Genomic DNA, 24,305 nt, shown 5'->3' on the forward strand with positions numbered 1-24,305 from the left:
AGCCCGGCCGTATCGGCATGGATCTGCAACCAGAGATCAGAGGCCCCTGCCCCGCCGCCGACCGTGATCTCGCTGCCGCGATAGCCTGCATCAGCCATGGCATCGAGAATGGCGCGGGTGCCGAAACCGATTCCTTCCATGATCGCGCGGAAGATATGATGCGGTTCATGCGCAAGCGTTAGTCCGACGATGGCTCCGCGCGACAGCGGATCGGTATAGGGCGTGCGATTGCCCTGAAAGTGATCCTGCACGATGAGACCGTCGCAGCCGGGCTCCAGCGCGACAGCCTTGCGGTTCATCCCGTCCAGATCCATCGTGCCGTTCATCAGGCGCCCGAGCCAGGCGATGATCGAGCCTGTCGAGGTCTGACCGCCTTCGACGATGTAGCGCTTGGGATAGACGCAATCGGGATAGCTGCCCCAGATCCCCGGTGCATTGAGCGGTGTGTCGGAGACGCCGAATTGCAGATGCGATGATCCGGTGATCAGCGCAAGCTGCCCCGGCCGCGCCACGCCAAGGCCGATCATGCCGATCAGCGCATCCGCACCGCCCTGCACGAGCTTGACGGTCGCGGGCAGACCGAGCGCATCGGCCGCCTTGGCGCTGAGCGTACCGACCATCTCGCCGGGAGCGACCACGCGCTGCGGCCACTTTTGCATCAGTTCGGGAATGCCGAGGGCCTCGACCAGCGATGTCGCCCATCCGCCGCGATCTGTCTGGTAATGCCAGCGAAGGGCGACGTTATTCAGGCTGGCGGCCCGCTCGCCCGTCAGCCGCAGCGTCATGAAATCCTGATATTCGCAGATCGTGTGCGCCGCCTTGAAGATTTCCGGCTCGTTGCGGGCGATCCACAACGCCTTCGGGATCATCCATTCGGCCGAGACCGGACCTTTGCCGCCGCCGTTGGTGATCAACGCGCCGTCGCCGGTGGCCAGCACCGCATCGGCTTCGGCATTGGCGCGCACATCCATCCAGATGATTGCGGGCCTCAGCGCCTGGCCGTCACGGTCGAGCGCCACCACCGTGCAACTCGTCGTCGCAAGGCAGATCGATTCGATTGCAGCCGGATCGACCCGGCTCTCACTGATCGCTTGCCGGGACGCTGTCACGAAGGCATTCCACCAGTCTTCCGGGTTCTGCTCGGCGCGCGCGCCGCTGGAAAACTTCGTCTCGTAGGGAACGGCGACACTGCCGAGGCAGGTGCCAGACAGATCGTAAACGCGGGCGCGCAGGCTTTCGGTGCCGCCATCTGCGGTCAGAAAATAGGCCATTATGTTCTCCTCCAGCCGCCGATCCCTCCAGAGCGACAGCCCTCCTTCGTTATTGCAGTCCCCGCAGGATTTCCAGCGCCTTGGCGCCGTACATCACAGCCGGACCGCCACCCATTTCGACAGCCACCTCAAGCGCTTCCACAAGCTCCGCCTCGGTTGCCCCGTGCTTCATGGCGGCATCGACGTGATAGACGATGCAATCCTCGCACCCCTTCGACACGGCAATGGCGACCGCGATCAGTTCCCGCTGCGCCGACGAGAATGCGCCTGCAGTCGTCGCCACCTTGCTGATGCGGGCAAAGCCGCCGAACAACTCTGGGCTGGTCCTGGCAAAGGTACCGATCCGCCGCTGGGCGTCTTTCAGAGTGTCTGTTGCAGTGCTCATCGATAAACCTCATGCTCTTTCGGAAAGAAGGATATCAAGCACATCCTTCGGCTGGTCCCATTGCGGCATATGGCCGGAGCGGGACAGGAGATGGATGGCGACACGCGGCGATACGGACGTGACATGCCGCCACGGAATGATGCGGTCTTCCAGACCGAAGATGACGCGGGTTTCCACGCTCGCCGCCAGCTTTTCGAGCTTGGCGAGGCTGTCCACCTTTTGCCCGGATGGACCGGCAATAGCGGCGGCAAGCGTTGCCAGACGCCCCTTGGCCAGATCCCCGGCAAGGACTGCAAGTGCGCCATCCGAAAGCGGCACGGGGTTGACCGACAGCCGCCGGAGGAGATGCGACACTTCCGCCGCAACCGTTGCCCGCGCCATGCCGTGGACGAAATCTCCATCGATCTCCGGCCCGAGACCGGCAGGGGCGAGAAGCGTCAGCGATCCGACACGATCCGGCGCCGTCACCGCGAAATCCACGGCCGCCACGCACCCGAGCGAATGCGCGACAATATCGATCGACCCGGCCAGTGCGACGCGCTGCAGGAACGCGGCGAGATCGGCGGATAGATCCACCGCGGTGGAGGCCGCAATCTCCGTCAGCCCATGACTGGGCAGATCGGGAATGAGCACACGATGTCCGGCGCGCTTCAGGCCGGAGGCGATGGCTGCCCAAGTCGTGCGGTCGCCCGCAAACCCATGCAGCAGCAGGGCCGTGCGCGGACCCGATTTGCCCGTATCGAGATAGGCCATGCGGCCGCGTGGCAGGTCGGCAAACAGGACACCGTCCGGCGACTTGCCGCTTGTCTGTGGACTTCCTGACAAGGCTGCAAGCACATCGGCTTTTTCCACGCGCGCCCGCCGCCCCGTGCCCGCAAGGCTCTGGAGATCCACGCCGTTGATACGGCACAGGCGACGGGCCACGGGGGTTGCACGAACCGGTCCGCCAGTGGCGCGCTGCCGGATATTGGCTTGTGCCGGAACGGGGACAGCCGCGACCGAGGCTTCGATCTCAGCTGGTTTCGCCTCCCGAGCGTCCGATGCCGCAATCGAAATGCGGCCTATGGGCTCTCCAACTGTGACCATTTCCCCGTCGCCCCGCAGAATGGAAACAAGCGTTCCATCCATCAGCGCCGGGAATTCGGCAATCGTCTTGTCCGTCTCGATCTCGATAATCGCCTCACCGCGCGCGAAGCTGTCGCCCGGCGCCTTCAGCCATTTGGCAACCCGGCCCTCTTCCATGGTCTCGCCAAGACGCGGCATGTCGAGATCGGTTTCCACCAGACCCGTCGTCCTGGCCGGAGCGGCAGGCTCGTCGGCGGTCCAGTCCGGGCCGATGCCGATATCAATGCGGGCGAGCGGCTGGCCGACTTCCACCGTAACGCCGACAAGGGCGATGATGTCATGTAATGTGCCGTCGCCAAGCGCTGGATATTCGGCGATGGTCTTGTCGGTTTCGATTTCGACGATCGGATCGCCACGCTTGAAGACATCGCCGGGCTGGATGAGCCAACCGACCACCTTTCCCTCGTCCATGGTCTCGCCGAGGCGAGGCATCTTCAGAATTCGTTCTGTCATCTCACCATTCTCTCGGCAGTGCTGGCGATCAGGGCGGCGGTGGGAACGCTGTTGGTCTCAAGGTCCTGCGATACGGAGATCGGGATGTCCTCGCCCGCCACGCGCACGACCGGCTGTTCGAGGAAATCGAAGCATTCCTCGGTGATGCGGGCCGAAAGCTCGGCGGCAACGCCGGATGTCATGACGGCCTCCGTCACCACCATCGCTTTGCCGACCCGCTCCACATGCTCGCGCACCGTATCGAAATCGAGCGGATTGAGCGTACGAAGGTCGATCACGGTCACTTCGATACCCTTGCTTGACAGGGCTTCTGCTGCTTCCATCGCGTAATGTACCTGACGCGAGTAGGTGACGATGACGAGATCCTTGCCTTCGCGGCGCACGGCTGCCTTGCCCCATGGCAGAGGCTCAGCGTCGAGATCCACGTCTTCCTTGCGGGTGTAGAGCGCCTTGTGCTCGATGAAGACGACCGGATCGGGCTTGGTCAGGCTTTGGCGCAGCAGATGATAAGCATCGGCCACAGTCGCCGGCATGGCGAGCCGCAGGCCCGGCGTGTGCATTACCCAGGCCTCAAGGCTCTGGGAATGCTGAGCGCCGGCCGACCGGCCCGTGCCGCCCTGCGTGCGCAGCACCATAGGCACGCCCGTCTGACCGCCGAACATATAGCGGATTTTCGCCGCTTGGTTGGCGAGCTGGTCCATAGTCATGCCGAGAAAGTCGATATACATCAGCTCGGCCACGGGACGCAGGCCCGTCATGGCCGCGCCGACGGCGGTGCCGATGATGGCAGGTTCCGAAATCGGCGTATCGATCAGCCGGTCCGCGCCGTGGATCTTGATGAGATCTTTGGTGACACCATAGGCGCCGCCATAGCGACCGACTTCCTCGCCGATGACGACGATGGACTTGTCTTCCGTCATTGCATCGTCCAGCGCCTTGCGTAGCGCGTCTCTGTAGGTCATCGCGGTCATTATGCTTCATCCCTGGCAAGTACGCGGTCGATACGGGTTCTGACGGGCTCCGGTTCTGGCTCGCCGACCGCATAGACGTCGCGGAACATCGAGCTGAGCGGGGGAGCCTTGGATTCGGCGGAAAAGTCGATCGTGGCGTCCATTTCGGCCGCAATGGTTTTGTCGAGATCGTCGAGGGCGGCTTCGTTTTCCAGACCGGACTCGATCAGGCGATCGCGGGCAAAGCGCACCGGATCCTTCTTGCGACCTTCCAGCTCTTCGTCTTCCTGCCGATAGGGGCTCTTGTCCATGCGGGCATGACCGAAGAAGCGGTAGACGTCGATGGAGAGAAATCCAGGCTTGCCGGCGCGCGCATCATCTACCAGCCAGCGGGCCTCCGACTGCACGGCCTCGACATCGAGCCCGTCCACGACAGCGCCGTTCAGCCCGAATGCCTTGGCGCGCTGGTCGAAGGCCGTGTTGCGGGTGGCCTGGTCGACGCGTGTGCCCATGCCGTATTGGTTGTTGATGCAGACAAACAGCACCGGCAGATCCCAAAGCGCTGCCATATTCATGCTCTCGTAGAGAATGCCCTGCTGCATTGCGCCATCGCCGAAGAAGGCGATGGAAACAGACCCCTTCTTAAAATATTTGGACGACAGGCCTGCCCCGACCACGGCCGGAATGCCTCCGCCGACAATGGCGTTGGCACCCAGATGCCCGAGCGCCATATCGGCGATGTGCATCGATCCGCCCTTGCCCTTGCAATAGCCGGTTTCCTTGCCGCCGATTTCGGCCATCATTTGTTTCGGATCGGCGCCGCGCGCCAGAAAGATGCCGTGGCCGCGATGATGGGTGGTGAAGGTGTCCTGCGGCTGCATGGCGTCGCAGACCCCGGCGGCAGTCGATTCCTCGCCGATCGACAGATGCAGCATGGAGCCGGCTGACTGGCCGCGAATGAAGAGTTCGCCGACGCGCTCCTCGAAGGTGCGGATGCGCCGCATGGTGCGGTAGAGATCCAGAAGATTGGAGTTGGCGGGGTTTTGGGTGGGCGTTGCCTTGCCCGACGATTCGGTTTTGGTGGTCATTGATATGCCGTCCTCGATCTCAGAGAAGCTTGAGCTTGGTGGTGCGGGAAACAATGGCCACCGCAATCAGAATGATGAGGCCCTTCACGATGCTCTGGATATATGTGTCCATGCCGATGAGGTTGAGACCATTGTTGATGACGCCGATGAATAGCGCGCCGAAGAAGGTGCCGGTAATCGTCGCCGTGCCCGGCCGGAACATCGTCATGCCGATGAACACAGTGGCGAGACCATCCAACAGGTAGCGCTCGCCCGCATTGGGCTGGCCGGAGCCGAGACGGGCGGCCAGGAGCGCGCCGGCAATGCCCGCAAAGACGCTGCAGACGATCATGGCGGCGGCGCGGTAGAAGCGACCGTTGACGCCGGAAAGTTCGGCCGCTTTCAGATTGCCGCCGACCGCATAGATGTAGCGGCCGAAAATGGTGCGCTCCATCAAGAACCAGGCCAGCACCACGAAGGCGACCATGAAATAAGCCAGCACCGGGACGCCGAAAAGCTGGCCCTGTCCCAGAAACAGATATTCCTGAGGCAGGCCGCCATAGATGGCGCGGCCGCCGGTCATCAGGAAGTTGATGCCGTAGAGGATCGAACCGGTGGCGAGCGTGGCGATCAGCGACGGAACGCCGACAAGCGTGACCAGCGCCGAATTGGCCGCTCCAACGGCAAAGCCTACGGCAATGCCGGCCAGAAGCGCCAGCGGCAGCGACGTGCCGGATATCAGCAGCAGCGGTACCAGAATGCCGGAAAGGCCGACCATGTAACCGACGGACAGGTCCATCTCACGGGCGGCGAAGCCGAACGTGAGGCCCGCTCCAACAATGGTCAGCATCGAGATCTGCTGAATGATGTTCAGCAGATTGGAGGTAGTCAAAAAACGCTCCACCGTCAGCGCGAAGCCGAGAAAAAGCAGGATGAGTGCAAAGAGCGTGCTATATTTGAGCATCCAGTCGCGGCGCACAGGGCCGGAAGAGACAACGCCCTGACGACCGGATGAGGCTGGGGATTTGGCGATCATGGGGAAACTCCTGCCATGGCGGAAATGAAACGTGCCTCGGAAAAGGTCGGGCGATCGAGGCCGGGTGCGGCCTCGCCATTGACGAAAGGAACGACCCGATCGGCGATATCGGCGATTTCCAGCAGATCCGACGAGGCGACGACGATGGCCGCTCCTTGAGCGGCAAGCCGCCGCAGCTGCGCATGGATCTCGCGTTTGGCGCCGATATCGACGCCTTCGGTCGGCTCGACGAAGATCATCAGGCGGTATCGGTCCCTGGCCCCGTAGAGCCATTTGCCAATGGACACCTTCTGCTTGTTGCCTCCGCTCAAATCCTTGATCATCTGGCTGTGCGAATGCGCCTTTACATCGAGAAGCGCCATGATGGCATTGGCTTCCCGTGCTTCTCGGGCCGGCGATATCACGCCGGTCGAGCCGAACGCCCCGTGATCGGGATGCACCATGGCGAGGTTTTCGCGCACGTCCCATTCACCGATCAGCGAATTTTCCATGCGCTGGTCCGGGATGAAGGCGACGCCCTTGCGCTGCATGATGCGCGCATCGACGGTCTTGAGATCCTCTCCGCAGAAGCGGTAGGTTCCGGTAACAGCGCCGGTTCCTGTGTAAAGTGTGCGGGCAAAGCCGAAATGACCGGCGCCGGTCAGACCGATGAGCCCGACGATTTCGCCACCGCGGATCGAAAACGCCTCCACCCTCACATTGCCCGCTTTCCAGTCGCGGATATCGAGAACTGTCTCCCCGGTGGTTTTCAGCGCGTCGGAATCAACGGCCGTGACCGCTGTTTTACCGGAGCGCTGCAGCATCATGTCGATCAGTTGTGCTTCGGTCGTTTCATCTGCCGCAAGGGTGGCGACGTGCCGTCCGTCGCGCAGCACGGTGACGCGGTCGCTGAGCGCCTTGATCTCGGAAAGGAAGTGGCTGATCAGCACGATGCCGACGCCCTTTGAGGGGAGCGTCTTGATAATGCTCCAGAGACTTTCCTTTTCGCGGGCGGGAAGCGTCGCGGTCGGTTCGTCCAGAATGAGCAGACGGATATCGCCGCGCAGCGCCCGGACGATTTCGATGACCTTCTGGTCGGCCATGGGCAGGCTCTCGACCGAGGCGTTGAGATCGATATCCAGTTGCGGAAACCAGCGGGTGAGCAGATCTCGGGCGCGTTGGCGCAATTTCGCCTTGCTGATGATGCCGAAACCCAGTTTTGGCTCGTCGCCGAGAAGAATGTTCTGTGCGCCGGTGAGACCCGGCACGAGACTGCCTTCCTGCGAGACATGGGCGATGCCCTTTCGAAGCGCGTCACCCGGATTGTGCAGCGTGACCGGCTGGCTATCGATGGCGATGGCTCCGCCGGTTGGCTGCCTGCTGCCGCCTAGAATGCTGACGAGCGTCGTCTTGCCCGCACCGTTTTCGCCGATCAGTCCGTGAACCTCGGTAAACCGAAAATCGACAGAGACGTTGTCGAGCGCGCGCGTGCCGGGATATTGCATGACAATTCCAGATAGACTGACGGACATTTGCGTCTCCTCCTTGCGTGTCTTCAGGTGACTGCCGGTCCCGACCTTTGCCGGAACCGGCCTGGCGGTCACTTGGGGAGGAAGTCCTTGCAGTTCTGCTTGGTCACGAGCGGCGCATCGAGATAGACGGTTTTGGACGGGATGACGTTTGCAGGGTCTTCCTTCTTCTCGACGATGGCCTCGATCCAGTCTCCGACCTGCGCGCCCATCTTCTCGAAAGGCTGGCTGACGGTGGCGATCATCAGGCCGTCCGGCTTGCACACCTCCGCGACGGCCTGCGGGTGCCCGTCGATGCCGATAACCTTGACGTTCTTCAGGCCGGCAGCCGTCAGCGCGTTGATCGCAGCCTGTGCCGGCTCGTCCCACGGCGCCCAGACGGCATTGATCTGATCGCCGAAGCGGGCTGCATAATCCTGCATCGTCGATGTCGTGTCTTCGAAGAAGGCGGTGTAGTCGATATTGTGTTCGGCCAAAACCTTGATGTCGGGATATTCCTTGAGAATGGTCTCCATCACGTCGCCGCGCTTGCGCGTGCCGTGATGTTCGGCCATGCGCAGGAAGATGATGTTGCCCTTGCCGCCCAGTTCGTTCAGTAGATAAGGCGACACGCTCGAGGACATGGCCCAGTTGTTGGTGGTGATATCAACCATCACACCGGTGATATAGCCGCTGTCGACCGTAAAGACGGGGATTTTGGCTGCAATGGCTGCATCGAGAGCGGCACGCGACGCGCGCAGATCCGCCATGGTGATGACGATGGCGTCGACGCCGCGCGAGGCTGCGTCCTGCAGGTTGGATGCCGTGCGCTCGCCCGATCCTCCGCTATCGAGCAGGCTGATTTTCCAGTCCTTGCCCTTCTCCTTCAGCCAGCTTTCGAAACCGGCCTTTACGCGCTGTTCCGATTGCGCGGCCGCGTTGGCGTGAACCCATGCGATGTCCATGGCATTCGCGCCTGCTGCACCCATCAGAAATGTCATGGCGGTGGCGGCAGCCATCCGCTTCCAAAATTTAGTCATTGCGTTCTCCTCCGCATGCGGGCCCTCCACATTGACCCGCTTCTCTATTCGCGGTCTGTAACAGCGAATGACCAAATCTAAATTGACTAGATTACAAATGTCAATCAGAAATACATTTGTAACTTGCGGGAGAGAACATGTCCGATAGCGAAGAAGCCCTGATGGTACGTGCCGCATGGTTTTATTATGTTGGAGGCCTCAATCAGGAGCAGACTGCCGGGAGACTCGGGGTCACGCGTGCACGCGTCAATAAAATGCTTTCAGAAGCCCGCGACAGCGGACTGGTGAGCATTTCCATCGACCACCAGCGCGTTGGCATGCTTCCGTTCGAAGACCATCTGCGGATAACTTATGGTCTCGATTTCTGCATCTCAACACCGGCCTTCGGTTTCAAGGATACCAAGGATGCGGACATTGATGTGCGCAAGCAGATCGCCTTTCGCGCCGTTGGCGTGGCCGCCGCCAACCATTTGAAGTCCTTGCTTTCGGAGAGTGCGTCCGTGACGATTGGAACGGGCTGGGGCCGCACGATCGAGCAGATGACTCTACAGCTGGCAGGCGTACGCGCGCCCCATGCCCGCTTCATCTCCATCATGGGGTCGCTGACCGCAAACAGCGCCTATAACCCGTTCGAGGTCGTGCATGCGCTGGCTCGCAGAACGGGGGGCGAGGGCTATTTTCTACCGGTGCCATTCATTGCTGATAGCGTCGAGGATAGAAAAGTCCTTCTGTCGCAACGTTCGGTGGTCAAAGCCATGGAAATCGCGCGTTCTGCCTCGGTGTGCTTCATCAGCGCAGGCGAACTGACAGAGGAATCGTTGCTGCGTCGCCAAGGCATGATTTCGCGCGCCGAACTGGAAAGCCTCAGACGATGTGGGGCAGTCGGTGACACCAACGGAATTTTCTTCGACTGCGAAGGAAAGCAGGTCGACCACGATCTCAACAGAAGAACGATTGCCCTCGGCTTCGACGAGCTGATGAAGATTCCCGTGATCCTGCTGATCGCTGGACAGGAGAAATCAGCTGCAGCAAGAGGGCTGCTGAAGAGCGGTGTCGTCAACGGGCTTGTTATCGACGGAGACGCCGCCGAGGCTCTTGTTGCCCTTTGTTGAGGAGTCGGAGCGCCATCATGGCAACTGCCAGGCGAATGGTCGTCTATCAGTCTAGCCTTAATGCCTCGCCGGTGCTTTTTAGGAAGAAATGCATCTTTTCTGGATCGATCGGAATCTGGATCGTGTCTTCGGGTCTGACCCGGGATGCGGCGTGGATCTGAGCGGTAAATGCACTCGCACCAGCTTTCCCGATGGCAAGTGTATGAGGGCCGAGAGGTTCGATGTCCGCGACGTGCACGCGAATCGTCGGAAAGGCGGGGTCCGCAGTCATCGTATGCTCCGGCCGAATACCGAGAACGACTGCCTGGCCAATACCCGCCGAGAGATGCTTCACCATGCGCGCGGGAACGGTAATGGCTACATCGCCGTCCGCCCGGAAAACAACGCCGGCGCCGTCAGCCTCCAGCCCCCCTTCGACGAAATTCATACTGGGGGCGCCGATGAAGGCCGCGACGAAGAGATTTTTGGGAGACTCATACAGCGTGATCGGGTCGGCGGCCTGTTCGATCCGGCCCTGGTTCATCACCACGACCCGGTCGGCCATGGTCATCGCCTCCACCTGGTCGTGCGTCACATAGACGATCGTGGTCTGCAGACGGCGGTGCAGCAGTTTGATCTCGGTGCGCATTTCGATGCGCAGCTTGGCGTCCAGATTGGATAGCGGTTCATCGAACAGAAAAACATCGGGCTGGCGTACGATGGCGCGCCCGATGGCGACGCGCTGACGTTGGCCACCTGAGAGCGCGTTCGGCTTGCGTTTCAAATAGGCACCGAGATTGAGAATGCGCGCCGCATTTGCAACGGCGGCATCGATGTCCTGCTTCGGCGTCCCGCGCACCTTCATGCCGTAGCCGATGTTTTCGGCGACTGTCATATGCGGATAGAGCGCGTAATTCTGAAACACCATCGAGCAATTGCGCAGACCCGGGCGCAGCGTGGTAACGTCCCGCTCGCCGATACGGATTTCCCCTGATGTCGTCTGTTCCAGCCCCGCGATCATCCGCAGGGTGGTTGTCTTCCCACAGCCGGAAGGTCCGACAAGAACCACGAATTCCTTGTCGGCAATTGCCAAATCGAGCGGAGGGATGACCTCAACACTGCCAAAGGACTTGGTGACCTGATCCAAACGCACCTGGGACATGCTGTAACCTTTTCATGAGAATTCCATCGCCTGTCCCAGCGCATCGGCCCGAAATCGGAGTCGATTTTCGGAAGGCGCGATGCGTGGATTGAAAGAGTTAGAGCGTCCATTGTGCGTCCGAAAGGACGCACGGCGCTCTAAGCGGCGATGGTTTGCTTCTTCTTCCAACGATGTCTAATCCCATCCCGGCACCGCCGGGATGGGTTGTTGAGGATGGGCTTACTTCGCAGGTAGGCCCATCGACGAACGATAGGCTACCAGTTGCTTGTCGCGGCCAAACTCGTCCGTCAGCTTGTTCCATCCGGCAGCCACGGTATCCAGCGCCTGCTGCGGCGTCACTTCTCCAGCCAATGCCTTGGAAAGCTCGATTTCGAGAATTTCCGTATAGGAGAAATAGCCCGGCAGGCGCATGTCGAGCGCCGTGTTCTTGGCGGTCACCGCGTCCTTCTGGCTTCCAAGATATTCCTTGGCCTCGCGCTCGGAAAAGATCTTCGACCACAACGCCGTATTTGTCGTGTGCGAAAGACGGTAAGGATTGACGCCTGTGCCGCCGGTGATGGCCGCCTGACCGGAAACCGCCGGGCTCGTCAGGAACTGGATATAGTTCCAAGCGGCCTCTTGGTTCTTCGAGGACGACGGTACGGCTGCCTGCCAACCGCCGAAGGCCATGAAGGAAGTCTGGACGACCTCGGGCTGCTTGTCCCACTTCTTGGTCTTGTAGTTCCAGATCTCGTCAGATCCCGGCAGGGATGCCGAGCCGACGCTGCCAGCAACCTTCGACTGCTTCGGGTCGGCGGCGATGACGCCGGTATCGCCCCAGCCGATCGATTCCGCGACCTGGCCACCGGCAAAGGCCGCGTTCACTTCGCCGAACGAGAAGTTCAGCGCATTTGGCGGTGCCAGTTTCGAGGCGCGGATATATTCCTCAAGGCCGCGCACCCAGCCCGGATTGTTGACCTGCGCATCCATCGTGTCAGGATCGAAGAACATACCGCCGGGATTGTCGGGATGGCTGGTGTATCCCGCCACGTGACTGAACAGGAACCAGAATTGCTGGCCACCACGGCGGAAGGCTTCCGCCGTGCCCCAAAGGCCCTTGTCCGGCTGCTGGAAGAATTCAGCGATGTCGAGATACTGCTTCCATGTCTTCGGCGGGGCCAGATCGTAGCCATACTTCGCCTTGAAGGCGCTCTGGTTTTCCGCGTTTTCAAACAGATCAATGCGGTAGGTATAGGTATGGGCATCACCGTCCATGGTCTGCGACAGGACCTTGCCGTTCCAGACCATCAGTTGCTCGCGGTAAACCGGCGCGATGTCCTCCCAGTCGGCACCTGATTGCATATTCTTCGGCATTTCCGAGAGAAAATCGGTGAAGTCCGGTGCCCAGGCCGGCGCAAAGGCGACCACGTCGAACGTGTCTTCGCCCGAGGTCAACGAGGTTACGATTTTCGGATAGAGTTCCGACCACGGAAATTCGACGACATTCACCTTGCCGCAGGTCTTTTCTTCCCAGCCCTTGGCCGCGAGTTGCAGCGCAGAAGCAATATAGGGGCCTGTCTGCGTCGTGGCGGTGAGCGTGACACCGGTGTAGTCCGGTTCGCACGCGAGCGCGGATGGGACGCCCGCCACAGCAAGTAGTCCTGCGGCCGTTGAACTCAGTAGCAATCTTCTCATGTTTTCCTCCCCGGAATTGAACAATGACTAGGCTTGTCGAACGGTCACTTTATTGCTCCTAAAAGCAGGCCGGACCGCATCAGCCTGCTCAAAATGCCCGCCATGACGACCATGGGTATGATCGCGACCAGGGCGGCTGCCGATATCGACCACCACTCGTCGCCGCGCTGGCTGTTTTGCCCGGCAACGAGAATGGGAAGAGTCTGCCATTTGGAACTGGTCAGGAAGAGTGCGAACAGGAACTCGTTCCAGACGAAGGCGAGTGTGATCATGAATGTCGCGATCAGGCCCGGCTTGGACATCGGCAGGACGATACCGAAAAAAATTCTCCACGACGGCACATTGTCGACCATCGCCGCCTCTTCGACTTCAACCGGCAGTGCCGCAAAGAAATCGCGCATCAGCCAGATCACGATCGGCAGCGAGAAGGCGACATAGGCGAAGGTGAGGCCTGTATAGGTGTCCACCAGCTTGAACCCCAACTTGCCCATTTCCGTATACATCAGGAACAAGGCAAAGGCGGCGACGATCGGCGGAAACATGCGCTGGCTGACAAACCAGAAGACGATATCATCATTGCCGAGGAGCGGCCCCGGAAGCCTGATACGGCTGGAGCCGATGGCGAGCGCAAGCGCTGCAACAAAGGCAAAGATCAGCGAAATAGCCTGCCCGTAGCCCAGCACATGACGGCCGAGCAGATATCCGCCGAAGGCAACAACGACAAAAATCACGCCGGACAGCAGCTTGACCTCGAAGGTGAAGCGCACCAGCGCATAGGCTGCCATCGATCCGATGAAGGTGGCCAGCACCGATGCGGAAAGCCCGACGATCGTCGAGGCGATGAAGGTGTTGTAGAACTGGCCGCGCGCGCCCGACAGGAGCTCGCTCCAGGCTGTCAGCGTCGGGTCGAAGTCGACAAATGGAATATAGGTCGGCCCGCCGACGACCCCGAGCGGCGACTTGAACGAAGTGATCGCGACCCAGTAAAGCGGAAAGAAGGTGAAGGCAAGCCAGAGCAGGCAGCCTGCGAGCGCCCACCAGCGGCCGGATCCTTTGAGGTCACGCACGCTCATTTGTGCTTCTCCAGATAGGGCTTCAGGATGGCGAGATAGACGAGCCCGATCACGGTAATGACGATCAGGAAGAGGAACGACAGGGCGGATGTGTAGCCAAGGTTGAACTTCTTGAAGCCCTCCTGATACGCGAACAAGGTCAGCGTTTCGGTCGAAATGCCAGGCCCTCCGCCTGTCATGACGAAAACCGTGTCGATGATCTTGTAGCTCTCGATGAGGCGGATGAAGACCACAGCCACCGAAATCGGCAGCATCATCGGGAAAGTGATCCCCCAGAACTGCTGCCAGGGGCTGGCATTTTCAAGCGCGGCAGCCTCGTAGACGTCCTCGGGCAGGGTTTGCAACCCGGCAAGAAGCATCAGGATGACGAAGGGTGTCCACTGCCACACTTCGACGGAAATGATGGCGCCGATAGCCCATCTGGTCTGCGTCAGAAATGGCAGATTGGGAAAACCGAAGACGGTCATCAGCTCATTGAGCGGGCCCATCGTGGGATTGAGGATCTGGCGGGCAATGAGTGCAACGGCAACGGGCGCTACCAGCATCGGCACCAGGAAGCTGACCCGGAACAGACCTTCGCCGGGCACACGACGGTTGAGCGCCAGCGCCACGGAAAAACCGATGACATATTGCAGCGTCACCGCGACAGAAGCGATGATCGTCGTCGTCCAGGCGACATTCCAGAAGCGCGGATTCTGAAGCAGTTCCGCATAATTGCCGAAGCCGACGAAACGCGCGGGGATCGGCGGCACGAGCCGCAGGCTCATGAAGCTGGTGGTCAGCGAATAGATCAGCGGGAAGATCGAGATCACCAGCACGATCAGCAACGCTGGCCAGATGAAGAAGTGTTTGATCGGGTCGTTGCGGGTCATGCTGCTCCTCCCTTCTGGAGAAGCGCCTCGATTTCCTCGATCTTCGGCATTGCAGGTGCGGTGCCCCGCCGCGTCACCGCAATACCGGCGGTCGCGCAGCCGAAACGCACGGCCTCGACCGGACTAACGCCCCGCGAGAGCGCTGCCGAGAAACCACCGACGAAAATCCTGAGGATCGAAACACCCACCTTCATTATCGTTTCCCCTCAAACGGTTTCCGGCGCAATGACGCCTTTGGTGAAGAGGAAGCAGCCGTAGAAGCGGTTTTCGCCCGTGGTGATGACGCAATAGGCCTTTTTGGCCTCCTCATAGAAGGCGAAACGCTCAATGCCATACATCGGCGCCGGCTTGGCCTCGGCGCCGTCGATAACGGCCTGGACTTCCTGCTGCACTGGAGGGATCTCGTCCGGCGCGCCCATGATTTCCATTCGCCCGGCAGACGGCTGCAGCGGCGTATCCAGCGGCATTACCGAAAGAATAGCGTTGATGGCGCGGGCAGCAGACACATTGTCTATCCGCAACAGCTTGCCGAGCATCGTTTGCCGGGCAATGGAATCCGAAGGAAAATTGGTGTCGGAAACGACGACCGTGTCGCCATGCCCCATGGACCGGAGCGCATGCAGCACATCCGCATTCAGAGCCGGATCGATGTTCTTCAGCATGAAAATCCTCCCTTAGTTGCACCATTTCGCAGCACCCCGTGCCGCAAACAGAGCCCAATAACCGCAGCTCCGTTACAGCTCTGCGATTCCCTCAAATTCCGTTGTTCTTGCCTGCCGGTGCGGTTCTCCTCCCGCCCGGATGACCAGAGTTGGAGCCCTTATTCTCCGTAGGGGATCCAGATATTCCTCACATCCACAGCGCGGCGAAGGTATAGCGCGCCTTCGGCAGCTGCCTTGCTCCCCACTCGAGTGCTTCCTCAAAATCTGCATGTTAGATAGGAGCTTTTAGCGCCTGGAGCACAATGGTGGGATTGGTGGTACAATCCATTGGCTCTAGGCGCTTGACGGCTTCAACGTCAGCGGTGTCGGCGACTACCGTCGTCATTTGACGCAATTGCGCAGGCTTGTCCATGAACTGAATTTCTCTCTCATATCTATTCGGCAAGTTACAATCGCTCGGCAATTCCGCACATCGATGATGCTCCACGCCGGCTCAGCTCCGTGACTTGGTGCGGACATTTTTGAGCGCCACTGTCGCTAAGGCATCCTCCGTCCGCTTTCCAAGACGAACAGATCAGGGTTTTTCGGACACGGCGCTCTTTGCTCTCCAGAATTCGAAGAGGTGCAACCGACCGAATATGCCTGTGCCTGAGCGGAGCGCGGAAACGCCGATCAGAAGTGCCCCCCAGATGGCAATTGTCAGGAACTGGCTAAAGTTCATCAAATTGAACGCGGAGGAGATCAGCTGCAAGAGCAGCAACGCAGCAAACAACCCTGATACTTTTCCGGTGCCGCCATATGGATTGATGCCCCCCAGAACCGCCGCCAGGATGCTGATGAGAAGGAAGCTCTCGCCATAGGACGCGTTGGCAGAATTGAATCGGGCCATCATTACAAGCCCGCCGCATCCTGCAAGCGCGCCCGATAAGGCATACGTCAAAAGCAAAACTCGTTTGACATGTATGCCCGAGAACTCGGCAGCTTTCTCGTTGGCGCCGACAAGGTAGACCTTCTGACCGAAGGATGATCGCCGAAGAACCACCGACACGAACACGCAAATGGCAACAAACAGCAGGAACGCAAGCGGTACGCCCAGAAAGGTTCCATTTCCAATCGCAACGATTGGATCTGGAAAGCCTGACAAGACGTTTCCACGCGTCAGTCCAATGGCAAGACCCTTGCAGGCGATCATGGTTCCCAGTGTGGCCAGAATGGGGGATACACCGAGATAGGCGATGATGAAGCCGTTCAACAGGCCTATCAGAATGGCGACGGCGAGGCCCGCGGCAACCGCGCCTACTTGCCAGGTGAGCCAAAGCACACTTCCAGCATCGCCCCACGGAATTGTGAACTGCAACACCGACGCTATCGTCAAAGCGCAGAGATTCGCCGTCGAAATGATCGACAAATTCAGCCCACCGGAAAGGAGCGCAAGCATCATCGCAAGACCAAGAATGCCAAGTTCCGGGGTCTGAAAGGCTATCGACTGAAATGTTCCCACACTCAGCAGCCGATCGCCGAGAATGAGGCCAAACACCGCTAGAAGGGCCATGAAAATGGAAGCAAGCGTCATCGTCGTGGCGTTCTCTCGAACGAAACGGGATATGAGAGATCGATTGGCGGACGGCTTCATGGTAATTTCCTCCCTAGGACGCGAGTCCAGCATGCCGACGCCGCTGAGACAGCGCAGTCGCCGAGACCGCAAGCAGAATAACGCAGCCGACAAAGAACTGATTCCAATATGAGGACACGCCCAGCAATATCAGTCCGTTCTGCAAAATTGCGATGAGCATCACGCCCAGTACGGCGCCAAACACGGAGCCGTTGCCACCGGTCAGACTCGCGCCGCCAAGAACGACAGCCGCAAGCACTTCGAGTTCCTTGCCGATGAGCGTCGTCGGCGTAACCGATTGGGCCAGTTGGGCTTGCGATATTGATGCGATCGCAGCCATGAACCCCATATAGCCGTAGACAAGGCACCTCAGGCCGAAGACATGAAAACCAAGGCGTTCAACGGCTATCTCATTCCCCCCCATGGCATATATTTGACGGCCGATGTTTGTCTTGTTGAGCAAGACCCAGGTCATAAAGAATGCGACCACTAGCAACAGTGCCTGGAAATTGATCGCATAAGGAAATCCATTACTGTCGGTGAATTCGAACCACCAGATACCTTCGCGGAAATAGCTGGGAAGGGAGGTGATATAGTCGCCGCGGGTGATATATATCAGTAATCCAAAAAAAACATTGAGAGTGGATATAGTCACAATAACGGAAGAAATGCGAACCTTATGAATGATAGCCGCATTGAATAGCCCACATAGTATACCAGTGCAGCAGGCGACAAAGAACACTCCGAACCACCCAATTGGATAGGTCTTAGCAATCATGAGAGCCACATATTGAGCGACGCTGGCTATGGCAGTAAAGGAGATGTCGATCCCACCGAACACCAAGACCACAAGCAGACCGGCTGCAAGAATGCCCGCAAACGAAGTGGAGGTGAGAAGGTCGAAAAGGTTTTGCAGCGTCAGAAAACTGTCCGTCGCTGCCGTGAGGAACATGGATAATATGACGACGACCGCAAGCAGCCAAAATTCGTGACTTCGTGTCCAGCGTTGAATTGTCTTAGGCATAGATAACCTCTTGCAGATTTCTCTCGGTCGATGAAAGCGGATGGACTTCGCTGACGAGCCTGCCTTGCCGCATGACCAGGACACGATGGGTGTGGTAGAAGACCTCCTGGGCTTCGTCGGAGATGAGCAGTACCCCGACGCCTTCTGCCGCCAATCCGTGCACAATCTCATAGATTCCGTCCTTGGCCTTGATGTCCACGCCGACGGTGGGGCTGTCGAGTATCAGCACGCGGGGTTTGGTGGCCATCCACTTGCCCAACACCACCCGTTGCTGGTTGCCTCCTGACAGAGTTCCGACAGGATTTTCGAGGTCGGACACTTTCGTGTTCAGGCGAACGATCCAATCACCCGCTGCGGCTACACGTTTGGCCGGGTCGATGAGGCCGAATTTGCCGGCTAAGCTATCAAGGACCGTCGCGAGGATGTTTGCAGAAATGGGCTGCCCCAGCGCCAGGCCGAGCATCAACCTGTCTTCCGGGACGTAAGCCACGCCGCTGGCTATTGCGACACGATTGGAGCTGGCTACCAGCGGCTTCCCGGAGACTTCAATCGTGCCGCGGGATGGTGGATTCATACCGAAGATGCTGAGTGCGAGTTCCGTCCGTCCGGAGCCCAAAAGCCCGGTTAGGCCGACGATCTCTCCCTTGCCAATTTCGAAGCTGATATCCTCGTAGTGGCCTGGTCGAGTCAGGTTTCGAACCGCCAGCACAACCTCCGCAGCCTCGCCTCCGGGCTGCGGAGGCGCATAGTCGAATTTATGACCAGTCATCAAGGTCTCGAGCCGCCGCGAAGTGATTTCGCTGGCATCGAAGGTCCCCACCTTACCGCCGTCACGCAGAACCGTTACGCGCTCGGCTATCTCCATTACTTCATCGAGACGGTGAGATACGAACACCGTGCAAATGTCTCTGCTCTTAAGGTCGTTGACGACACGCAGCAGAGAATCCACCTCATGCCGGGTCAACGAGGCGGTGGGCTCGTCCATGATGACCAGCTTTGCGTCGGCGGCCATGGCGCGGCAAATCGCAACCAGTTGCCGGTTTGCGATAGAGAGGTCCGACACCATCGTCTCAAGGTCGAGATTGACGTTGATGCGGGCCATGGCTTTCGCCGCAATGTCATTTATGCGGTTCCAATTCGCGAGCCGAGGTAAGCCCATGTGGCTGCCGATGGCGATATTCTCCGCCACGGACATATTGGGAAAGAGGGAGAGATCCTGATAGATAACCTGGATGCCACTCTTGGTGGAAAGAATGGGGTCCAAACGAGAATGTTCGCGACCCTCCAGAACGATGCTACCACCTGGATCGGGCGCCTGCACGCCAGCAATAATCTTGATCAGGGTGGATTTGCCCGAACCATTTTCGCCAACAAGACAGTGAACTTCGCCGGCCTCCAGCGACAGATCGACATCTCGAAGCGCTCGAACTCCGCCGAAATTCTTGGAGACATGGGTCAATTCAAGGAATGTGGTCATAGTGGGCTTTACCCTTAGTCGCTGGCATCTGTCCTGCCGCAGGCGAGCGAGGGCCCGCCTGCGGTATTTCCTGCAAGGACGGCTACAGACCTTGGGCGATCAGGCCATCCACGGTTTCTTTGTTGATGTGGGTGATCTTGTCGACCTTGATGAGCTTTCCGGGAACATCCACCGTAGCCTTGCCGAGGCCGGGAACATCCATCCCGTCCTCGATTTTCGTTCCGTCGAGGACCAATCTGGCGACGGCAACCATCGCAGAGCCAGCTTCTCTCGGGTTCCACATGAAACCTTCCCGAATGACGCCGTCCATGATCAGGTCCTTGGCCTGCGACGGCAGCACCGTGCCTATGACGGCAATCCGCTTGCTCAGGTGCTTTTCCTTCACGGCGTTGCCGGCGGCGATCGGACCGTTCGAGCCAAACGCGAGAATACCCTTGAGCTTCGGATAGGCCTTCAGCACGTCGATGGTCGTGCGGTAGGCGCTGTCGATTTCGTCGGCGCCAGGGAAGCGATCGGCCACGAGGTTCATCTTGGGATAATGTGCCTTTTGATAGGCGATGGCCGCGTCGGCCCACTTGTTGTGCAGCGGGGTAGTCAGGGTGCCGACATAGACGACATAGTCCCCTTCCTCGCCCATTTCCTTGGCGAGGCTCTGCATTTGAACTTCGCCGAACTTAGTCGAGTCAATGAGTTCGACGTCCCAGTCGCGGCCCTCCTGTTCCGGCCCCTCGTGGACAATAACCTTGATGCCTGCTGCCTGAGCCCGCTTGAGCACAGGCTCGCACGCCTTGACGTCCAGGGGCACAAGGCCGATCACGTCCACCTTCTTGGCGATCAGATCTTCCAGCAGCTTGACCTGCTGAGCCGGATCGATGTTTGCCGGACCGGTCATGGAAACGTCGATGTTGAATTGCTTCCCTGCCTCCTGCAGGCCGCGCTCAAGGGCACCGAAGTACGGGATGCCGGCAATCTTGACAACAGTCACCATGACTGGGTCGGCCGCCATCGCGAGGTTTGGCGTGGCAATCAGCCATGCCACGCCTGCGGCCAAAGAAAACTTCAAAATGTCACGACGTTTCATGCTCTTCTCCTCCTGTGAGCGTTGTAGACTCTAGATTTTCGGAATTGCGTCTGCGGCCCGTCGCCGCCAGCTGTCGCCTCAGAGGCCGTAGCGTGTCGCCAAGCCGCGCAAATACGGCAGCCCCTGATCAAGTACAGCGCCAGCATTGAGCGCGGCCGGCCGCCACATGCAGAGTGCCGCAGCAAGCTGTGGCGGTACCGAGACAAAGCTCTCAATGACAAGATCGCCATCGAATCCGGTGTCGCGCAATGTCCGGAAGACCAGTTCCCAATCTACGGTACCGGTGCCTGGGACACCGCGATGACTTTCGGAAAGGTGAATATAGGGAGAGCGTCCCGCGGCCCGGCGGATGCCGTCGTCGAAACCATTCTCCTCTACGTTCATGTGATAGGTGTCGAGGTGGACGAAGGTATTCGGTTCATCGATTTGCTCAAGCAGCCATATTCCTTGCGCGGCCGTATTGAGGATGTGGGTGTCGAAGCGTGTGCAAGGTTCGACACCGAACGTCATGCCGAGTTCAGCAGCGCGCCGGGCTACCGGCTTCAGTGCCCGAACCACCGCTTCGTACTCGCTACTTGTTGGGGGAACACCGGTCTTGTAGCCGAGCGCCGAGTAGGTGACGCCAGTCAGCATGGAGCACCCAATGTGGTGAGCGGCGTCGAGAACTTGAAATAGATATTGCGTACAGGCTTCCGGAGCCAGGTGCGCCATCTTGTCTTCGGGCAGGCAAAGCGACGCGGTTGCCTGAAGACCATGATCTCGGATTATCGACTTTGCGTGATCCAGATCGATTTTGGCCGGCTCGAACAAAGGGATCTCGATTATTTCCAGCCCGTATCGCGCCGCCTGAGGGATTGCGGCGTTGGCCGCCTCTGTCGTCCACTCGGGCGCCCACAGACTGAAGTGCATTCCGAATTTTGTCATCGTATTTATCCTCCCGTAATCCGCTGCAGAGCCAACGAGAACGCTGGACCAGACAGCGTCAGCGTGACATCGGCAAATCGCCCTCTTCGCGACATTTCTTCGCCGCTGATCATTATGGGGATAGTCATCGAAAAATTTGCAAAGGTCAACACAAATATATCTTGTGAAACACATTTGTTTACGGGATCTGACGCCATGCCCAGCCACAAATTGCCGTTTCGCCGCATTTGTACGATTCCCGCTTAAAAGCACCTAACACAAAAATCTTTCTTGAAATACATTTGGTGTGACGATATATGTCTAGCGGCTAAGGGGATTGTGACCCCGGCAAATCCCATCGGAGGTCAGAATGCCCAAGGAAATCCACATCGACCCTAGGATCTTCAAGGTGCGCAGCACGCTGCAAGCACCCTTAATTCCTATCCACGCGTACGATGAGAATATCGAGGCGGAACGTGCCCGGTATGGCGACGAAGGATTGCTGCAAATTCTGCGCGATATGATGATCATACGCGAATTTGAGACGATTTTGGCTTCGCTAAAGGGAAAGGGAGCATATTGCGGCATTGAGTTTAACTACAAAGGGCCGGCTCACCTTTCGATCGGGCAAGAGGCTGCTGCCGTCGGAGCGGCAGCCTCACTCGAGCCGCATGACCATATTTTCGGAAGTCATCGCAGCCATGGCGAGTTCATCGCGAAGGGCCTTTCTGCGATCCGAAAGCTCCCGGATGATGCCTTGCGTCTGATCATGGAGAGCCATGAGCGCGGTACGCTTCTCAGGACCGTGGAGACCTCTCTGCAGGGTCCGAAAACAAGCGAGACCGCGGAGAATTTTCTACTGCTCGGCCTGCTTTCAGAGATCTTCATGCGCTCAACCGGTTTCAACCGAGGCATGGGCGGGTCGATGCATGCCTTCTTCCCGCCTTTTGGGACTTATCCGAACAATGCAATTGTCGGCGCGTCCGCCGGAATAGCCACAGGGGCCGCATTGCGAAAGAAGCTTGCGGGGGCCAGCGGCATCACTGTGGCCAACGCGGGCGATGGCTCTACTGGCTGCGGGCCCGTCTGGGAAGCTATGAATTTCGCCGCTATGGCACAATTCGAGACGCTGTGGGCAGATGCTTTCAAAGGAGGTTTGCCGGTCCTGTTTTTCTTCACCAACAACTTTTATGCGATGGGCGGTCAGACCATCGGTGAAACAATGGGATGGGACCGCCTGTCTCGCATAGGGCTGGCGGTCAACCAGCAAGCCATACACGCGGAAACCGTCGACGGAACAAATCCGCTCGCCGTTGCTGACGCCGTCGCACGCAAGCGCGAGCTGTTGGTTCAAGGCCGCGGGCCCGCCTTGCTGGACGTCGAATGTTACCGCAGCTCGGGTCATTCAACGACAGATATCAACTCATATCGGACGAAGGACGAGATGCAGGCGTGGGAACAGCACGATCCTATCATTCTGTTCTCCAATCGCCTTCAGGAGGCCGGGATTGTGACCGCTGGCCAGGTCGCCGAACTGCGCGAACAGACAACGGATCGCATGCGCTCCATTACTGCGATCGCGGTCGATCCGGCACTTACTCCTCCCGTTGATATTCATGCAGATCCAACGCTGATCGGCAAGCTCATGTTCTCGAACACCAACATAGAGCTGCCCTCGCAAGAAGTTTCGCTCCTCAAGCCTGTCAACGAGGTGAGCCGGATCCGTCAGGACGCGAAGAAAAGTCGATACGGCTTTGCCGAGGACGGAGCCAAGCTGTCACCCATGCGGGCTATCACATTGCGTGACGCGTTGTTCGAGTCCGTCTTGCACCACATGACGCACGACGGCAGTCTTGTCGCCTATGGGGAAGAATGCCGGGAATGGGGTGGCGCATTCGGCGTTTACCGGGGGCTTGCCGAAATCCTACCGCATGATCGGTTGTTCAATTCACCGATCTCCGAGGCTGCGATCGTTGCGACGGCGGTCGGCTTTGCGCTCGAGGGCGGCCGCGCGCTGGTGGAACTGATGTATGGCGACTTTCTAGGCCGGGCGGGCGACGAAGTCTTCAATCAGATGGCAAAATGGCAATCGATGTCCGGAGGTGAGTTGAAGGTTCCCGTCGTTTTGCGTTGCTCGATCGGTTCGAAGTACGGCGCCCAGCATAGTCAAGACTGGACGGCATTATGCGCCCATATTCCAGGCCTCAAAGTTGTATATCCGGCAACGCCGTATGATGCGAAAGGCCTGTTGGCTTCCGCATTGTCAGGCAACGATCCGGTGGTTTTCTTTGAAAGCCAGCGCCTCTACGACACCGTGGAAGAGTTCCGCAATGAAGGCGTGCCGACCGGCTACTACCAACTTCCCATTGGTGAACCCGATTGTAAGCGCGCTGGAGAAGACGTCACAATTCTGACGGTGGGACCTTCGCTTTACTCCGCGCTCGCTGCTGCTGAAGAACTCGAAAGCACCTTCGGCATCTCGGTCGAAGTGATTGATGCGCGTTCGCTTGTTCCATTTAACTATGAACCCGTGCTTGCCTCGATAAGGAAAACCGGACGCATCGTACTGGTATCGGAGGCCTCGGAGCGCGGCAGCTTCCTGATGACGCTCGCCGCAAACATTACGCGATTCGGCTATGAAACTCTTCACGCCGCGCCTCGTGTAATCGGCTCTCCGAATTGGATCGTGCCCGGGGCTGAGATGGAATCAACCTACTTTCCCCAGAAAGATGACATCATTGATGTCATCACCAGCGAGTTGTTTCCAGGCCAGCGCAGCAACCGCCGCAGCATACGTGACTGGGACGATCGGGAACTTGCCCGTCTCGGTCTGTGAACCAACACATCTTTGAGCGAGGAA

20 protein-coding genes and 3 pseudogenes are annotated in these 24,305 nt (G+C 59.0%); 2 read left to right on the plus strand and 21 right to left on the minus strand.

The window, feature by feature from the left end; genetic code table 11:
* The 8 genes from FFM81_RS31175 to FFM81_RS31210 form a co-directional block, all read right to left on the minus strand.
* Positions 1-1,271 (minus strand): FGGY-family carbohydrate kinase (locus FFM81_RS31175; protein ID WP_173883898.1); only part of this gene is annotated, 1,271 nt, incomplete at its 3' end.
* Between the two features lie 49 nt (positions 1,272-1,320).
* Positions 1,321-1,656 (minus strand): carboxymuconolactone decarboxylase family protein, encoded by a 336-nt coding sequence (locus tag FFM81_RS31180; protein ID WP_138386430.1) that lies wholly within the window; start codon positions 1,654-1,656, stop codon positions 1,321-1,323.
* A 9-nt stretch (positions 1,657-1,665) separates the two neighbouring features.
* Positions 1,666-3,234: an acetoin dehydrogenase dihydrolipoyllysine-residue acetyltransferase subunit gene (locus tag FFM81_RS31185; RefSeq protein WP_138386429.1), complete on the minus strand. Its 1,569-nt coding sequence runs from the start codon at positions 3,232-3,234 to the stop codon at positions 1,666-1,668.
* Positions 3,231-4,205, minus strand: a complete 975-nt coding sequence (locus tag FFM81_RS31190; protein WP_173883899.1) for an alpha-ketoacid dehydrogenase subunit beta — start codon at positions 4,203-4,205, stop codon at positions 3,231-3,233. Before FFM81_RS31190 ends, FFM81_RS31185 begins: the two co-directional genes overlap by 4 nt.
* Entirely contained in the window at positions 4,205-5,272 is a 1,068-nt protein-coding gene (locus FFM81_RS31195) for a thiamine pyrophosphate-dependent dehydrogenase E1 component subunit alpha (protein ID WP_138386427.1), read from the minus strand. The genes FFM81_RS31190 and FFM81_RS31195 overlap by 1 nt, the downstream gene beginning before the upstream one ends.
* Before the next feature lie 19 nt (positions 5,273-5,291).
* The gene (locus FFM81_RS31200) at positions 5,292-6,287 is read right to left on the minus strand and encodes an ABC transporter permease (RefSeq protein ID WP_138386426.1); all 996 of its coding nucleotides are present in this window, start codon (positions 6,285-6,287) and stop codon (positions 5,292-5,294) included.
* Positions 6,284-7,798: a sugar ABC transporter ATP-binding protein gene (locus tag FFM81_RS31205; RefSeq protein WP_138386425.1), complete on the minus strand. Its 1,515-nt coding sequence runs from the start codon at positions 7,796-7,798 to the stop codon at positions 6,284-6,286. The genes FFM81_RS31200 and FFM81_RS31205 overlap by 4 nt, the downstream gene beginning before the upstream one ends.
* 68 nt (positions 7,799-7,866) lie before the next feature.
* Complete coding sequence (locus tag FFM81_RS31210; RefSeq protein WP_138386424.1) at positions 7,867-8,814, minus strand: sugar ABC transporter substrate-binding protein; 948 nt, start codon at positions 8,812-8,814, stop codon at positions 7,867-7,869.
* A 137-nt stretch (positions 8,815-8,951) separates the two neighbouring features.
* Here FFM81_RS31210 and FFM81_RS31215 point away from each other — a divergent pair, with 137 nt between their 5' ends.
* Positions 8,952-9,926 (plus strand): sugar-binding transcriptional regulator, encoded by a 975-nt coding sequence (locus FFM81_RS31215; RefSeq protein ID WP_138386423.1) that lies wholly within the window; start codon positions 8,952-8,954, stop codon positions 9,924-9,926.
* 46 nt (positions 9,927-9,972) lie between these two features.
* Here the strand turns inward: FFM81_RS31215 and FFM81_RS31220 are convergent, their stop codons facing one another.
* The 13 genes and pseudogenes from FFM81_RS31220 to FFM81_RS31275 all read right to left on the minus strand — a co-directional run bounded on the left by FFM81_RS31220 (position 9,973) and on the right by FFM81_RS31275 (position 21,466).
* Positions 9,973-11,067, minus strand: coding sequence for an ABC transporter ATP-binding protein (locus tag FFM81_RS31220; protein WP_138386422.1), 1,095 nt, complete (start codon positions 11,065-11,067; stop codon positions 9,973-9,975).
* A 219-nt stretch (positions 11,068-11,286) separates the two neighbouring features.
* Positions 11,287-12,741 (minus strand): ABC transporter substrate-binding protein, encoded by a 1,455-nt coding sequence (locus FFM81_RS31225; protein WP_138386421.1) that lies wholly within the window; start codon positions 12,739-12,741, stop codon positions 11,287-11,289.
* Positions 12,742-12,785: 44 nt separating this feature from the next.
* Positions 12,786-13,814: a carbohydrate ABC transporter permease gene (locus FFM81_RS31230; protein WP_138386420.1), complete on the minus strand. Its 1,029-nt coding sequence runs from the start codon at positions 13,812-13,814 to the stop codon at positions 12,786-12,788.
* Positions 13,811-14,686 carry a carbohydrate ABC transporter permease gene (locus FFM81_RS31235; protein ID WP_138386419.1) on the minus strand — a complete coding sequence of 292 codons (876 nt, stop codon included), beginning with the start codon at positions 14,684-14,686 and terminating at the stop codon, positions 13,811-13,813. Before FFM81_RS31235 ends, FFM81_RS31230 begins: the two co-directional genes overlap by 4 nt.
* A pseudogene (locus tag FFM81_RS31240) lies at positions 14,683-14,850 on the minus strand (PfkB family carbohydrate kinase); the annotation flags it as partial. The gene FFM81_RS31235 and the pseudogene FFM81_RS31240, both read right to left, overlap by 4 nt.
* 42 nt (positions 14,851-14,892) lie before the next feature.
* The gene (locus FFM81_RS31245; protein WP_138386417.1) at positions 14,893-15,348 is read right to left on the minus strand and encodes an RbsD/FucU family protein; all 456 of its coding nucleotides are present in this window, start codon (positions 15,346-15,348) and stop codon (positions 14,893-14,895) included.
* Between the two features lie 158 nt (positions 15,349-15,506).
* Positions 15,507-15,584 (minus strand): annotated as a pseudogene (locus tag FFM81_RS33405) (transaldolase family protein); the annotation flags it as partial.
* 38 nt (positions 15,585-15,622) lie between these two features.
* Positions 15,623-15,760: pseudogene (locus FFM81_RS33410) on the minus strand (transaldolase family protein); the annotation flags it as partial.
* A gap of 162 nt (positions 15,761-15,922) precedes the next feature.
* Positions 15,923-16,981, minus strand: a complete 1,059-nt coding sequence (locus tag FFM81_RS31255; protein WP_138386416.1) for an ABC transporter permease — start codon at positions 16,979-16,981, stop codon at positions 15,923-15,925.
* A 13-nt stretch (positions 16,982-16,994) separates the two neighbouring features.
* A complete protein-coding gene (locus FFM81_RS31260) occupies positions 16,995-17,984 on the minus strand; it encodes an ABC transporter permease (protein ID WP_138386415.1) in 990 nt (329 codons plus the stop codon).
* The gene (locus FFM81_RS31265) at positions 17,977-19,461 is read right to left on the minus strand and encodes a sugar ABC transporter ATP-binding protein (RefSeq protein WP_138386414.1); all 1,485 of its coding nucleotides are present in this window, start codon (positions 19,459-19,461) and stop codon (positions 17,977-17,979) included. The genes FFM81_RS31260 and FFM81_RS31265 overlap by 8 nt, the downstream gene beginning before the upstream one ends.
* 82 nt (positions 19,462-19,543) lie before the next feature.
* Positions 19,544-20,542: a substrate-binding domain-containing protein gene (locus tag FFM81_RS31270; RefSeq protein WP_138386413.1), complete on the minus strand. Its 999-nt coding sequence runs from the start codon at positions 20,540-20,542 to the stop codon at positions 19,544-19,546.
* Between the two features lie 78 nt (positions 20,543-20,620).
* Positions 20,621-21,466, minus strand: a complete 846-nt coding sequence (locus FFM81_RS31275; protein WP_138386412.1) for a sugar phosphate isomerase/epimerase family protein — start codon at positions 21,464-21,466, stop codon at positions 20,621-20,623.
* A 349-nt stretch (positions 21,467-21,815) separates the two neighbouring features.
* On the opposite strand from FFM81_RS31275, the gene FFM81_RS31280 reads away from it, so the two are divergent.
* Positions 21,816-24,281 (plus strand): alpha-ketoacid dehydrogenase subunit alpha/beta, encoded by a 2,466-nt coding sequence (locus FFM81_RS31280; RefSeq protein WP_138386411.1) that lies wholly within the window; start codon positions 21,816-21,818, stop codon positions 24,279-24,281.
* Positions 24,282-24,305: the final 24 nt, after the last annotated feature.

The sequence above is a fragment of the Rhizobium hidalgonense genome (genome assembly GCF_005862185.2).
Classification (GTDB): Bacteria; Pseudomonadota; Alphaproteobacteria; order Rhizobiales; family Rhizobiaceae; genus Rhizobium; species Rhizobium hidalgonense.

Bases quoted from the DNA above. Each gene is read 5' to 3' on its own strand.
- FFM81_RS31180 (WP_138386430.1), bottom strand. From the start codon at position 1,656: ATGAGCACTGCAACAGACACTCTGAAAGACGCCCAGCGGCGGATCGGT.
- FFM81_RS31185 (WP_138386429.1), bottom strand. From the start codon at position 3,234: ATGACAGAACGAATTCTGAAGATGCCTCGCCTCGGCGAGACCATGGAC.
- FFM81_RS31190 (WP_173883899.1), bottom strand. From the start codon at position 4,205: ATGACCGCGATGACCTACAGAGACGCGCTACGCAAGGCGCTGGACGAT.
- FFM81_RS31195 (WP_138386427.1), bottom strand. From the start codon at position 5,272: ATGACCACCAAAACCGAATCGTCGGGCAAGGCAACGCCCACCCAAAAC.
- FFM81_RS31200 (WP_138386426.1), bottom strand. From the start codon at position 6,287: ATGATCGCCAAATCCCCAGCCTCATCCGGTCGTCAGGGCGTTGTCTCT.
- FFM81_RS31205 (WP_138386425.1), bottom strand. From the start codon at position 7,798: ATGTCCGTCAGTCTATCTGGAATTGTCATGCAATATCCCGGCACGCGC.
- FFM81_RS31210 (WP_138386424.1), bottom strand. From the start codon at position 8,814: ATGACTAAATTTTGGAAGCGGATGGCTGCCGCCACCGCCATGACATTT.
- FFM81_RS31215 (WP_138386423.1), top strand. From the start codon at position 8,952: ATGTCCGATAGCGAAGAAGCCCTGATGGTACGTGCCGCATGGTTTTAT.
- FFM81_RS31220 (WP_138386422.1), bottom strand. From the start codon at position 11,067: ATGTCCCAGGTGCGTTTGGATCAGGTCACCAAGTCCTTTGGCAGTGTT.
- FFM81_RS31225 (WP_138386421.1), bottom strand. From the start codon at position 12,741: ATGAGAAGATTGCTACTGAGTTCAACGGCCGCAGGACTACTTGCTGTG.
- FFM81_RS31230 (WP_138386420.1), bottom strand. From the start codon at position 13,814: ATGAGCGTGCGTGACCTCAAAGGATCCGGCCGCTGGTGGGCGCTCGCA.
- FFM81_RS31235 (WP_138386419.1), bottom strand. From the start codon at position 14,686: ATGACCCGCAACGACCCGATCAAACACTTCTTCATCTGGCCAGCGTTG.
- FFM81_RS31245 (WP_138386417.1), bottom strand. From the start codon at position 15,348: ATGCTGAAGAACATCGATCCGGCTCTGAATGCGGATGTGCTGCATGCG.
- FFM81_RS31255 (WP_138386416.1), bottom strand. From the start codon at position 16,981: ATGAAGCCGTCCGCCAATCGATCTCTCATATCCCGTTTCGTTCGAGAG.
- FFM81_RS31260 (WP_138386415.1), bottom strand. From the start codon at position 17,984: ATGCCTAAGACAATTCAACGCTGGACACGAAGTCACGAATTTTGGCTG.
- FFM81_RS31265 (WP_138386414.1), bottom strand. From the start codon at position 19,461: ATGACCACATTCCTTGAATTGACCCATGTCTCCAAGAATTTCGGCGGA.
- FFM81_RS31270 (WP_138386413.1), bottom strand. From the start codon at position 20,542: ATGAAACGTCGTGACATTTTGAAGTTTTCTTTGGCCGCAGGCGTGGCA.
- FFM81_RS31275 (WP_138386412.1), bottom strand. From the start codon at position 21,466: ATGACAAAATTCGGAATGCACTTCAGTCTGTGGGCGCCCGAGTGGACG.
- FFM81_RS31280 (WP_138386411.1), top strand. From the start codon at position 21,816: ATGCCCAAGGAAATCCACATCGACCCTAGGATCTTCAAGGTGCGCAGC.